General features: G+C 72.2%; 9 protein-coding genes. 6 read left to right on the plus strand and 3 right to left on the minus strand.

Annotated elements, in window-relative coordinates:
- Positions 1-96 precede the first annotated feature (96 nt).
- Positions 97-4,455 carry a tetratricopeptide repeat protein gene (locus CAP_RS24095; RefSeq protein WP_044245028.1) on the plus strand — a complete coding sequence of 1,453 codons (4,359 nt, stop codon included), beginning with the start codon at positions 97-99 and terminating at the stop codon, positions 4,453-4,455.
- A 36-nt stretch (positions 4,456-4,491) separates the two neighbouring features.
- Here the strand turns inward: CAP_RS24095 and CAP_RS24100 are convergent, their stop codons facing one another.
- Complete coding sequence (locus tag CAP_RS24100) at positions 4,492-5,307, minus strand: DUF3050 domain-containing protein (protein WP_052375793.1); 816 nt, start codon at positions 5,305-5,307, stop codon at positions 4,492-4,494.
- Between the two features lie 92 nt (positions 5,308-5,399).
- Here CAP_RS24100 and CAP_RS24105 point away from each other — a divergent pair, with 92 nt between their 5' ends.
- The 4 genes from CAP_RS24105 (at position 5,400) to CAP_RS24120 (ending at position 9,158) form a co-directional block, all read left to right on the plus strand.
- The gene (locus CAP_RS24105) at positions 5,400-6,044 is read left to right on the plus strand and encodes a hypothetical protein (protein WP_156041094.1); all 645 of its coding nucleotides are present in this window, start codon (positions 5,400-5,402) and stop codon (positions 6,042-6,044) included.
- Positions 6,045-6,147: 103 nt separating this feature from the next.
- Positions 6,148-7,446 (plus strand): guanine deaminase, encoded by a 1,299-nt coding sequence (gene guaD, locus CAP_RS24110; RefSeq protein WP_052375794.1) that lies wholly within the window; start codon positions 6,148-6,150, stop codon positions 7,444-7,446.
- Positions 7,447-7,463: 17 nt separating this feature from the next.
- Entirely contained in the window at positions 7,464-8,411 is a 948-nt protein-coding gene (locus CAP_RS24115) for a PLP-dependent cysteine synthase family protein (protein WP_044245030.1), read from the plus strand.
- Positions 8,412-8,471: 60 nt separating this feature from the next.
- The gene (locus CAP_RS24120; RefSeq protein ID WP_052375796.1) at positions 8,472-9,158 is read left to right on the plus strand and encodes a DUF4336 domain-containing protein; all 687 of its coding nucleotides are present in this window, start codon (positions 8,472-8,474) and stop codon (positions 9,156-9,158) included.
- A 6-nt stretch (positions 9,159-9,164) separates the two neighbouring features.
- Here the strand turns inward: CAP_RS24120 and CAP_RS24125 are convergent, their stop codons facing one another.
- Positions 9,165-10,343, minus strand: coding sequence for a hypothetical protein (locus tag CAP_RS24125; RefSeq protein ID WP_197041325.1), 1,179 nt, complete (start codon positions 10,341-10,343; stop codon positions 9,165-9,167).
- Between the two features lie 139 nt (positions 10,344-10,482).
- Here CAP_RS24125 and CAP_RS45435 point away from each other — a divergent pair, with 139 nt between their 5' ends.
- Complete coding sequence (locus CAP_RS45435) at positions 10,483-11,625, plus strand: fibrinogen-like YCDxxxxGGGW domain-containing protein (protein ID WP_052375800.1); 1,143 nt, start codon at positions 10,483-10,485, stop codon at positions 11,623-11,625.
- Positions 11,626-11,671: 46 nt separating this feature from the next.
- Here CAP_RS45435 and CAP_RS24135 read toward each other — a convergent pair whose 3' ends face one another.
- Positions 11,672-13,054, minus strand: coding sequence for a CCA tRNA nucleotidyltransferase (locus tag CAP_RS24135; RefSeq protein ID WP_044245031.1), 1,383 nt, complete (start codon positions 13,052-13,054; stop codon positions 11,672-11,674).
- Positions 13,055-13,063: the final 9 nt, after the last annotated feature.

The following is a 13,063-nucleotide window of genomic DNA, read 5'->3' on the forward strand; positions in this document are numbered from 1 at the left end:
CTCTCTGGTCGGAAACGATCTCACCGGCCCCAACCCCTGCTAGTCCTTACCCCTGCTAGTTAAGGAGAACGGGTTCCGCGCCCAGGCTGAAACATCATGGTCGTCAAGGTAGAGTGCGACGGTTGTAAATCCCCGTACCAGGTGGACGAGCGGCGCATCCCCCCGACGGGGCTCAAGATGCGCTGCCCCAAGTGCGGCAAGAGCCTCCTCGTGAGCAAGCCAGGCGCCGAGCCGGCCCCCGCCGCGGCCCCGGCGGGTGGTGACGAGGCAGATCTACCTGCCATCGCCCCGCGCAAAGGCGTGGCTCCCCGCCCTGCGGCTGCAGCGCCCTCCGCCGAGCCGCAACGGAAAGCACCGCCCCCGCGCCGGGGCTTCGGCGAGATCGATCTCCAGGTCGATCTCCCCTCGCCCGATGAACCAGGCGCCCTGGGAGAAGCCGATTTCGGAGAGGACGACCTCCCCATCGTGCGCGGCACGGCCCCCCGCCCCGCACCCGCGACCCCAGCCCCCCGACCGGGTCCTCCGGCGCCGGCGCAGCCATTCCCCCGCCCCAACGCGCGCACGGTGCGCGCGAGCCCCGCTGCCCTCCGCGAGGACAGCAGCGACATGAACGATGAGCACGGAGGCGCCCCCCCGATCCTCACCGGCGACCCCTTCTCTGCGGACAGCGCCGACCTCCCCTCGCCCCAGCGCCCCCGACCCGCCCCCGCGGGCGGCAGGAGCCGCACCGCCTCCTTCGGGCAGCTCGACGCCATCGACCTGCCCGATGCCCCCAAGCCTGGACCGGCATCGACCCGCGGGCGCACGGTCGCCTTCGGCGCGACCGAGGAGCCCGAGTTCGAGCCTGCCCAGCGACAGCCCCCCTCGCGCCGCGGCCGCACCGTGGCCTTCGGAGGGACCGACCTCGACATCGAAACTCCGGCGGCGATGCCCTCACCCGCCATCCCCCCACGCCGCGGCCGCACTGCCTCGTTCGGGCGCATCGACATCGCGGATGGCCTCACCGCCCCGCGTCCCGTCGAGGCTCCTGCGCCTCCTGGCCGAGGCCGCACCATGGCCTTCGGCGAGCTCGACGTAGAGCACGCCATCGAGTCCCCGGACGACGGCGGCGAGCTCGATCTCCCCTCCTCTCGCCATGGCCACGGCACCGCGACCCATGGCTTCGGCGAGCTGGATCTTCCCCTGGAGCAGGACGATGAGCTGGCGCTCCCCTCTCCGGCCCCTGACCATGGCCTCCCCATCGTCGCAGCCGGCCTCCCGACGCCAGCGGGCGCAGGCTTGCCGTCCCCTGCGAGCGCGGGTCTCCCTACCCCGGGCCGCGGCCCGGGCCTACCCTCCCCCGGTGGCGTGGCCGGCCTCCCCGCTGCGTCCCCGCCCTTCGGAGGCCCCCCTCCCCGGCGTCCCCTCCCCTCCTCTCCAGGCCCCACCTCCGGCGTCCCCTCCTCGAATGGCGGCGTCGCCGGAGCAGGCGTCGTCGTCGGTGCGGAACTCTTCGACGAGGCTCCCCCTGGTTACGACGACTCCCGCGTCGGCGCCGCCTTCCAGACCTCCGGTCCCCGGCCCCTCCCGCCGAACGCCCCCGCGCCCCCGACACCTGCTCAGCCACCGCCCTCCGCGGCCGCACCACCTCCCGCGTCTCCTTCTCCTGCCGTCACCGCGGCCTCCCCGGCCTCCCCGGCGAGCCCCCCGGTGGCCCGCTCCGCGCCCGAGGTGCTGCAGCCCCGCCGCGCCCCCACCGAGATCGCGCCCACCGCCCTCGAACAGGACCTCGGCGAGGAGCTCTCGCTCGAAGAGGCGCCCCCGCGCTACTCGAACACCGGCGCCGCCGCCGTCTACGATCCCTCGGATCGCTCCTCCAACTTCCAGGGCGAGATGGAGGACGACGGCTCCATCGAACTCGGCGAGCCCCACCCCACCGTCGGCGACGAGGTCGACCTCTCCGGTGCTGGCGAGGAAGCCGACCTCACCGCCGAAGCACCGAAGACCGAGCGCAAACGCGACGCCTCCGCCGATGAGCAGACGAAGCGCCCCAAGCTCCGCCGGTATCTGATCGCGGTCGTCGCCGCCACCGCCGTGGCAGGCGGCGCCCTCGCCCTCGCGCCCGACATCGGGCCCTTCGGCGTCAACTTCGTGAGCGACAGGCTCAACGCCTCTGCCCACGAGGCGACCCTCGGCGAGCAGCGCGCCCGCGCCCGCGCAGAGCTGGGCAAGGACACCAACACCGCTGCGAACAAGCTCCTCGCCGACATCAAGGTGGCGCAGCGCTCCACCCCGCGGCACCGCCCCACCGCGGCCTACGCCTCCTACCTCGCCTTCGCCCGCGCCCTGCGCTTCGGCCGCCGCTCGATCGACGAGGCGTACGGCAAGGAGATGCTCGACCAGGCGCGCACCCGCCCGGGTGACCTCGTCACGCTCGCCGAGGCGGCGCAGGACGCGCTCGCCGGACAGCTCCCCAAGGCGCGCCTCTCCGCGCAAGCGCTCACCGCGCGCCTCCCCGACGACATCGACGTCGCGGTGCTCGTCGGCGAGATCGAGCTTGCCGCCAGGGACACCGCCAAGGCCGTCGAGGCCTGGAAGCGTGCCGTCAAGATCGACGAGAGCGCCCGCACCCTCTACGGCCTCGCCCGCGCGCAGCAGGCCGCCGGCGACCTCCCCTCCGCCGAGTCCAGCGCACGCGCCGCCTTCGCCGCGTCCCCTGCGCATGCCGGCAGCCGCATCCTCCTCGCCTCCCTGCTCTCCAGCGGCGGGCGCGAGCAGGAGGCCCTCGATCTCCTCGCCAAGGTCACCGACGATCCGGAGATCCGCGGCGCCTCTGCCGACCCCGAGCTGGTCGAGGCCTACACGCTCATCGGCAACATCCACCTCTCCCGCTCCCGCATGTCGGCCGCGGAGCACGCCTTCGCCGCCGCGCTCAAGCTCGACCCCCAGGCCGTGCGCGCGCTCGTCGGCAACGGCGAGCTGTTCTACCGCTCGGGCCGCTACTCCGAGGCCCTGGCCCGCTTCGAGGCCGCGACACGCGCCGAGGGCGACAACGCCCTCGCCAAGGTGGGCGCCGCCAAGACCTGGCTCGCCCAGGAGCGCATGAAGGAGGCCAAGGACTCGCTCAAGAAGCTCCGCGAAGAGCGCCCCACCGACCCGCTCGTCAACTACTGGCTCGGCCGCGCCGAACTCGCCCTCGGCAACAAGAAGGAGGCCGAGCAGGCCTACCTCGACGCGGTGAAGATCCCGGAGAACCGCCCCGAGATCGTCGACGCCTACGTCGCCCTCGCCTCGCTCCTGAGCGGCCTCGGTCGCGCCGACGACGCCGCCTCCAAGCTGGCCGAGGCCACCGAGAAATTCCCCGACCTCCCGGCGCTGCACCGCGCCAAGGGTGAGGTTGCCCTGCAGACCGGGCGCTACGAGGAAGCGCGCAAGGAGTTCGAACTCGCCCTCGGCAAGGAAGAGGACCTCGGCACCCGCTTCAAGCTCGGCGTCACCTTCCGCAGGCTGCACCTCTTCGACGACGCCTCGAAGACCTTCGACCAGGTCGCCGCCGCCGACAAGGACTACCCCGGCCTCGCCCTCGAACGCGGCCTCCTGTTCGAGGAGACCGGCCAGAGCGAGCGCGCCCTCGAGATGTACGCCGACGCCCTCCGCAAGGCCCCCGACGACATCGACCTCAAGCTCCGCGTCGGCTCCGCCCAGGTCATGGCCGGCTACCCCGACAAGGCGGAGCCCATCCTCCGCGAGGTCCTCAAGAACCGCCCCAACTCCGCCGAGGCCAACCACTTCCTCGGCCGTGCCCTCCTCGGCCGCGGCCAGAACCTCGCCGAGGCGATGCGGTTCCTCGAACGCGCCTCCGAGATCGACGGCAACCGCGCCGAGTACCACCTCTACGTCGGCTGGGCCGCGAACGACGCCGGTCAGCCCGGCAAGGCGGAGCTGTCCCTGAGGCGCTCCCTGGAACTCGATCAGGAGCTCGCCGACGCCTACTGGCAGCGCGGCGTCCTCCTCCAGAAGCAGGGCGCCACCCTCGACGCCCTCAAGGACCTCCAGATCGCCCTCGAAAAGCGCCCCTCACGCTACGAGGCCTACGCCACCATGGCGCTCTGCTACCAGGATCAAGGCGACTGGGCCCGCGCCGAGGAGTCCTGGCGCAAGGCCATCACCGCCAACGGCAAGAACTCCGAGTGGCATTACCGCCTCGGCAAGATCTACGCGACCCGCGGCAACCGCCAGGGCGCCGCCACCGAGATGGACCAGGCGGTCACCATCGCCGAGCAGCCGGATCATGGCGCCCCGCCCTGGCTCTTCGACGCCTACTTCCTCCTCGCCGAGTCCATGCGCGCGACCGGCAACAAGGAGAAGGCGATCCGCGGCTACCAGCGGTTCCTCGAACTCGCCCCCCGCGAGAACGCCTACCGCACCGACGCCCAGCAAGCCCTCCAGTCCCTCGGCGCCACCGCCCCCCGCTGACTCACCGCGCGTGACGCGCCTCACGCGCGCCTCGCCTCACGCGCGCGCATCGATGGCTGCCGCGACCGCATCCCACAGCGCCAGCCTGTGCGTGAGCACGCGCGCCGCCACCTGCAAGCTCTCCGCCCGCGTCCTCGCGTCGCGCCCGCAGATCTGCTCGAACAGCCGTCGACCCATCGGACCGTGGCGGTCCCCGTCAACCTCCACGTGCCGCTCCAGGTACCACACCAGATCCGACAACTCCCGGGCCTGCGTCGTCCACAGGCCACGCACGAGCCGCGTGAACATCCCCGGGATGATGTCTTCCCGTCCCAGCGTCAGCGCCGCGACCCGCCCGTGCAGCGGCCCCGCGCACACCTCCATCGTCGCCTCCACGAACGACCGCGATGCAGGAGGTGCCCCCGCTCCCGCGAGCGCCACGGACCAGCCCACCCCTTCCCGGAGCGCCCCCACGAAGTGCTCGATGGGCCTCACATCGGCGCCCGCCCGCCGCATCGCCTGCAGGTACACCTCGAAGTGACTCGCCACGCGACCGTCGGGCCCCTCGTCGCTCTCCTCCCCGGTCACGATCTCGTTCACCAGGCGCGCCGCCTCCACGTCCTTCACGGGCACCCACGGCACCCGCACCGGAGCCACGGCCTCCTGGACTGACTTGAGCAGCGACATGAAATCCCACACCGCCCAGACGTGATGCTCCATGAGCACCCGCACGTCGGCGAGGCTCTTCATCCGGCCGAACACCGCGTGCTCCGACACGCGCTGCGTGAGCACCGCGGCCTGCAGTCCAGGCGCGCCCCCGTCCCGCACCGCGTTCAGCGCGAAGACACTCTCCGACAGTCCCGAGGTCGTCATCGCGCGGACTTGTAGCACCCACCCCCTCCGCCGGCCCCTGTCGACAGCACACCCGGTCGACCCCGGGAGAGCCCCATCGTATGCTCTGCCCGATGCCCTCGACGCCTCCGGCCGGCCCGCCCGCGCCTGCCTCGCAGGCGGCTGCCCCCGTGCCCGCTGCCGAGGGTGGCCCTTCCCTCGGGGCCCTGCGGTTTCCAGCGAGCACCCCGCCCCCCGCGACCCTCTCCCGCCCGGCGCGCGTGACGAACAGCATCACCACGCTTCTCCTCCTCGCCGTCGCCCTGCTCCTGGTTGCCGCGGCCACCCCCCCGCTCCTCCGCCTTCTGGCCATCGGCCTCGACAGCCCTCGTGTCGCGCACGCGCGCCACCTCCCCCTGCTCGACCGCGACTCCCGGCGCCGCGCGCCCGAACCGTCTCCTGCGCGCAATGGCTTCTTCGCCCCCGAGGAGACCTGGGGCGAACCGAGCGATCCCCTCGAAGCTCCTCCTGCCTGGAACCGCCCCCCCGATCCCGGCGCCGAGCGGGAGTTCAAGGGCCGCGCTGTCGTCGGACTCGCCCGGCGGGACCTGACCCTCCTCGCCGATCCGAGCCCCAGCGCCCAGCCTCTCGGCCAGATCGACGAGGGCGCCGAGCTGATGATCATGAAGGACGACGGCGAGTGGCTCCTCGTCCTCCACAGCGGCCAGAAGGGGCCGCTCATAGGCTGGACCCGCAGGAACGGCGTCGCCCTCCGCTGAGCGTCCCCGCACGCCATCGACCCCGCCTCAGCTTCCATCGTATCATCTCGGCGATGTCACCGCCCCGACCGGCCGCCATGCCTCACCCCTCGCTGCTGCCGGCATGACCACCTCCGCGCCCTCCCCCATCCCGCTTGGCACCCGCGCCTACCGAGGCCGTCTCCTCTCTCCGCTGACGCCCGAGGGCTCCCGCAACCAGGGCGCGGGACTGCGGTTCATCGAGGACGCCCTCCTCCTCGTCACACCGGACGGCCGCATTCTCTCGGCGGGCCCCGCCGCGACCACCACCTTCCGCGGCCCGGTCCTCGACCTCCGCCCGGCGGTGCTCATCCCCGGCTTCGTCGACGCCCACCTCCACTACCCGCAGACGCGCATCACCGGCAGCGCCAGCGGACCCCTGCTCGACTGGCTCGAGCGCAGCGTCTTCCCCGAGGAGGCGCGCTTCGACGATCCCGCCCACGCCGCCGCAGTCGCCAGCGACTTCACCCGCCGCATGCTCATGGCGGGCACCACCACCTGCGCCGCCTACTCGAGCGCCCACGCCGCCGCCACCGACACCCTGTTCGAGGCGCTCGACCGCGCCGGCCTGCGCGCCTTCGCCGGCCTCACCCTCATGGATCAGGGCTGCCCGGAGCCGCTCCGCCTCGATCACCGCGAGGCCCTCCCGGCCATGCGTGATCTCATCCAGAAGTGGCACGGCAAGGGAGAAGGCCGCCTCCAGTTCATCGTCACCCCCCGCTTCGCGCTGAGCTGTTCGCGCCCCCTCCTCGAAGCCGCCGCGCAGGTCGCCGCCGACCACCAGCTCTTCGTGCAGACCCACCTCGCCGAGAGCCCCGCCGAAGCCGAAGCCGTCCTCCGCGCCTGCCCCTGGGCCATCGACTACCTCGACGTCTACGATCGCCTCGGCCTCCTCGGACCGCGCTCCCTCTTCGCGCACGCCATCCACCTCTCCCCGCGCGCGTGGGACCGCCTCGCCGAGGCCGGCGCGCGCGTCGCCCACTGCCCCGACTCCAACTTCTTCCTCGACAGCGGCCGCATGCCCATCGACGAGCCCCGCCGCCGCCACGTCCCCATCGCCCTCGGCAGCGACGTCGGCGCCGGTCGCAGCTTCGACATGCGCCGCGCCATGTCGCACGCCTTCGACAGCGCCCTCTGCCTCGGCACGCGCCTCACCCCCGCCGAGCTGTTCACCCTCGCCACCCTCGGCGGCGCCACCGCCCTCGATCTCCAGGGCCGCGTGGGCTCCCTCGATCCCGGCAAGGAGGCCGACTTCCTCGTCGTCCGCTGCCCCGATCACATCACCACCGAAGAGGGCATCCTCGCGCAGCTCGCCTTTGCCAGCGACGAGAGCACCATCCAGCGCGTCTACGTCCGCGGCGCCCAGGTGCACCCCGTGGACTGATCGGACCCGGACCTCCCATGACCACGCCCCGCCGCACCATGAAGGCCTGGCTGGCCCGCGTCTCGGCCAGCACCCCCACCGTCCCCATCCCGGATGAAGAGACGGGCTGCACCCTCTGGATCAAGCTCGAGCACCTCCTGCCGAGCGGCTCCACCAAGGACCGCGTCGCGAGCTTCGTGCTCGGACACGCCATGGAGACCGGCGCCCTCCGCGACGACAGCCTCGTCGTCGAGGCCTCCAGCGGCTCCACCTCCATCGCCTTCGCCATGGCCTGCGCCATGCTCGGCGTTCACTTCCGCGCCGTCATGCCCTCCGGCGTCAGCGACGAGCGCGTCCTCCTCATCCGCCGCTACGGCGGCGAGGTGGTGCTCACCCCCGCCGAGCACGGCGTCCTCGGCGCCATCGAGGAGACGCGCCGCATGGCCGACGCCGACCCGCGCATCTTCCTCCCCCGCCAGTTCGAGAACCCCCTCAACGCCCTCGCCCACCAGCGCAACACCGGCCCCGAGCTGATCTCCCAGGTGGGCACCACCATCCACGGCTTCGTCGCCGGCGTCGGCACCGGCGGCACCCTCGCCGGCATCGCCCGCGCCCTCCGCGAAGCCGGCCACCCCACCGCCCTCGCCCGCCCCCGCCCCGAGCGCGGCGTCTGCTTCGAGGGCGAGCCGGAGATCTGCGGCGGCATCCCCGGCGTCGTCGACGGCCTCTCCCGCCTCCTCGACGACCCCACCCTCGGCCCCGTGGAAGACATCGCCATCACCGACGCCGAGGCCATCCGCGCCGCGCGCGAGCTCGGTGCCCGCGGCTTCGGCGTCGGCCCTTCCAGCGGCCTCAATTTCGCCGCCGCCCGCCGCCTCGCCCGCCGCCTCGGCCCCGGCCACGACGTCGCCACCGTCCTCTGCGACCGCATGGAGCGCTACTTCTCCACCGATCTCTTCCGCGACCTCAGGCCCCGCCCCGCCTGACCCGGCGCGACTCACAGCGCGACGGCGCCGTGCTTGACGCGGCTTCCCCCGCTCGCTCCCATGGCCGGCATGCCTCAGCTCACGCCTTTCGGCACGGGTCTCTGGATCATCGCCGCTCCCCTCAAGATGCTCGGCATGCACCTCGGTACCCGGATGACGGTGGTCCGCCTCCAGGACGGCTCCGTGCTGCTCCACTCACCGATCGTCATCGACGACGCCCTCGCACAGGAGATCGACGCCATCGGCCCCGTGCGGCACATCGTCGCCCCCAACGTCTTTCACCACCTGTACGTGGCCCCCGCCGCCGCCCGCTGGCCCGAAGCCCGCGTTTACATCGCCCCGGGCCTCACCAAGAAGCGCCCTGATCTTCGCCCCGCCACGCTCTTCACCGACAGCGCTGACCTCCCCTTCGCGGGCGAGCTGGAGCCCCTCACCATCCGCGGCTCCATGATGGACGAGACCGTGCTCCTGCACCGCGCCTCGAAGACGCTGGTGAGCGTCGATGTCGTGGAGAACTTCCACGCCACCGATCACCTCCCCACGCGCATCTACCTGCAGCTCTCCGGCGTGTGGAAGAAGCCCGGCTGGGGGCGCTTCATGCGCTTCGTCTACCGTGACCGCAAGGCCGCCCGCGAGAGCATCGACCGCATCCTCCGCTGGGACTTCGACCGCCTCGCCCTCGCCCACGGCGAGCCGATCGAGACCAGCGCCAAGGAGATCGTGGCGCAGACCTTCACGTTCCTGTGAGTTAGGTCACCTGCCCTGAGTCTGCAGACGGCTGCCCTTCGCCCAGGCCCGCACCAGATCCGGCAGCGCCGTCACCGACATCTGCCCGAGGTGCATCGCGTGGTGCTGCTCCCGGCTCCCGTCGTACCCCCGCACCCACAGCCCTCCCACGTGCGCCTGCGTCAGCGGCGTGAGCGCCTGGATCTGCTTTGCCGGCAGGATCCCCCGCAGCGACGCGAGCGCCGGCAGCGGCGGCGCCTCCATGAGCGGGCTCCGACGCACCCCGAGCCGCGCCAGCAGCGCGTCGGTGACCTCCCGCGTCCCCGCGTAATCCCCGTCGGGCTGGATCTCCGAGTGGGTCAGCGAGAGCAGCCGCTCCCCCGCCACCGCGCGCTCCGCGAAGCGCACGATGGGCTCCAGCTTGTCGAGCGCCGGCGCGCGCTGCTGATCGTAGCCGCAGTGGATCCCGTCGAGGAGGAGCACCGCGTCCACGCGCTCGGAAAGCTCCGGCCGCGCCAGCGCCCGGAGCACCGCCCCGTATCCCGCGCTCCATGCCGACAGCGCCAGCCGCCCGAGCCGCGCCCCACGCAGCCCTCGCGCCAGAAGCGCCTGCTGCACCTCGCCCAGGATCTTGGTGAGCACCGCCGGGTGGTAGAAGCGCGACTCGTACACCCCCGAGCCATACCCGTCGTGGTTGAGCACCAGCACCGCGGCATCGAGACCGCTCGCGTGGTAGCTCTCCTCCACGAGCTGCGTGTTGCCGTGAAAGTGCACGACGAGATCGTAGCCCCCGTCCGCCGAGGAGAACGCGCGCGGCAAGGAGAGGAACCCACCGCCGATGAAGTCGCGCCCCTCGCGCCGGAGTGAAGCATCCGCCCGCGGCCCTGCCGCCATGCCCGCGCGCGTCACGCTCCCCGCTCGGCCCTCGCCAGGCCGCGGCAGCGCCTCACCAGCATCCCTGGACGCAGGCCACCCCTCGAACACACGCGCCTCGGCCTGCAGAGAGACCCGGAGGGCGAACGAGAAGAGCTTCAGGACCACCACCGGCAGCACGACCAGCACTGCCGCGAGCGCACCGAGCAGCACCATCCACGGCCCGCGCTTCCCCCGCTTCGCCGTCGGCTGACCCGGCATCTGACCCGGCGGCCGAGCTGGCATTTCACCCGGCGGCTCCGGCGATCCTTCGCGCGACGTCCACCGTTCCACCCGCCGAAGGTAGCACGATCGGCAGGAGCACCAACGATCGCACCGGCCGCAACGCCCGGGGCAGCCTGGCCACCTGCCTCGATCCTGCGCGAACCTGGGCCCTCCCGGGGCCGAGGTGGTACCATCTCCTGAAACGGCCATGGCAACCCCCCACGCGCGCTCTGCGGTCCTCGCCGCCCTCTTCACCTCGCTCCTCGCTGCTGCGGCGCATGGCTGCGCCGAGGGGAGCGCGGTGACCCCCTCCACCACTTGCGACAGCGGGTTCGTCCAGTGTGGCGGGACGTGCGTCGATCTCGCGAGCAACAGCCTCCACTGCGGCGGGTGCGACCTCGCCTGCGCCAGCACGGAGGCGTGCATCGACGGAGCTTGCGCCCCCCCGATCTGCATCCCGGGCGAAGCCGCGATCTGTTACACGGGACCCGAGGAGACCCGGAACGTCGGCCTGTGCAAGGAGGGCGCCCAGGCCTGTACCTCGGACGGCAACGGTTACGGTCCCTGCACGGGCGAGGTGGTCCCCACCGACGAGCGGTGCGACACGCCGGGCGACGAGAACTGCGACGGCCAGGTGAACGAGGGCTGCATCTACACGAAGTGCAGCAACCTGCCCGTTGGCTCCGCGAGCGGCGTCTACCTCCTCGATCCCGACGGTGATGGCCCCATCGAGGCCTTCCCCGCCTACTGCGAGATGGAGATCGAGGGAGGCGGCTGGACCCTGGTCGCGAGCGTCGTCGACCGCAGCTACTTCAGCGACACCGCCTGCACCCTGGTCTGCGGGAGCGCGCAGCAGCAGGGCGCGTGCAACGAGGCGCGGTTCACCGGCAACGACACCGCCGGCGACGTCGAGACCCTCTTCACGGCGGACCACAAGTCCCTCGCGTACAGCACGGTGCCCTTCCGCGATTTCCTCTTCATCGACTCCAAGGACCAGTACGCCTCCTACCAGATCTCCGCCCCCGTGCAGGCGAGCGTGTCGACCTGGTTCCCCGCGGGCACGAAGAACTGGGTCGCGCTCGGGGTGGAGACGCACGCGCTCTACTCGTACCCGGTGCAGGCCACCAACATCCCGCTGGAGGCGAACAACTGCGGCTCCCTGCGGCTCTCCTTCAACGTGGAGGACTCGGACACGCCCATGGGCGCCGGCTGTCACGAGATCAAGAAGGGCCCCGCGTGGCCCAAGACGGAGGACAACGGCTGCTACTGGGACGAGGCCGGCGTCTCCTGGGTGCACGACTCCTTCTACAAGCAGAACGCCTCGACCTACCGCCTCTGGCTGGTCCGCTGACGCTGCGGACGCCGCGGGAGCCCCGGCCGGCTCCCTGGTCGGCGCTTCAGCCCTGCCCGGACTCCGCCACCATCTGACGGGCCGCGTCGAGCAGCCGCTCGGGCGTGTTCGCCGAGGGATCGTCGGTGACGACCTCCACGAGCCGCTCCAGGATCTTGCCGACGATCGGCCCTGGCGCGATGCCGAGGCCCTTCATCAACGCGCCGCCGTTCAGCGCCAGGTCCCGCGTCGACATCGCGGCGCCCGCCTGGATCAGCGCCTCGGCGCGGGCCCGCAGCCGCGCGATGGACGCCACGTCGTCCTCGGCGTCGCGGCCCTTGCCGAGCGCGTCGGCCTCGCCGAGGTCGTAGAGCTGCGGCGCCAGCGCCGGCGTCACCCGCCGCAGCCAGCGCCGCACGGCCGCGTCACTCCAGTCGTCCGAGTAGCAGATGAGGTGGTGCCGCACGAGCGCCACGATCCGCGCCCGCTCCTCGTTCGAGAAGCGCATCCGCATCAGGAACGGGTCGGCGATCTCCGCGCCCACCCGCTCGTGATCGTAGAACGTGTAGTCCTGGGTCTTCTCCGAGAACGCCCGCGTCCGCGGCTTGCCGACGTCGTGCAAGAGCGCCGCGACGCGCAGGATGGGCTCCGGCCGGCACGCATCGAGGCACGCCATCGCGTGGCCCCACACGTCGTATGCGTGGTAGCGGTTCTGCCCGCACCCCACCGACTCGACGAGCTCCGGGCAGGTGATCCCGAGGATGCCCGTGCGCCGCATCGCCTCGAACGCCACGCTCGGGCGCGGCGCCCCCATCGCCTTCAGCCACTCGTCGCGCACCCGCTCCTGACTCACCCGGCGGAAGGTCTCCAGAGACCGCGTCGAGCCCATCGCCCGCTCCGTGTCGGGCGCGATGGAGCACTCCAGCGTGGCGGCGAAGCGCGCTCCCCGGAGCACCCGCAGCCCATCCTCCGCGAAGCGCTCGTCCGCGTTGCCCACCGCGCGCAGCGTGCGTGCCTCCAGATCGGCGCGGCCGTCGAAGGGATCGATCAGGTGCCCGTCCACCGGATCGATGGCGATGGCGTTGAAGGTGAAGTCCCGCCGCGCGAGATCCGCGGTGATGTCGTCCACGAACTCCACCGAGTCCGGCCGCCGCCCGTCGGTGTACGCCCCCTCGCCGCGCAGGGTGGTCACCTCGTAGTGGACCCCCTTCACCACCACCGTGACGGTGCCGTGCTGGATGCCGGTGGGGATGACCTTGCGGAAGAACCGCATGGTCTCCTCGGGCCTGGCGTCGGTGCACACGTCCCAGTCCTTGGCCGGCTTGCCGCGGAGCAGATCGCGGACGCAGCCCCCGACGATCCAGCCGCGCTTGCCCTGCTCGCGCAGGCGCTGGCAGATCCCGAGCACGTCCCTGGGGACCAGATCGATGAGGCGCGCTAGATCGGACACCTTCCCGAA

It is taken from the genome of Chondromyces apiculatus DSM 436 (assembly GCF_000601485.1).
GTDB classification, from domain to species: domain Bacteria; phylum Myxococcota_A; class Polyangia; order Polyangiales; family Polyangiaceae; genus Chondromyces; species Chondromyces apiculatus.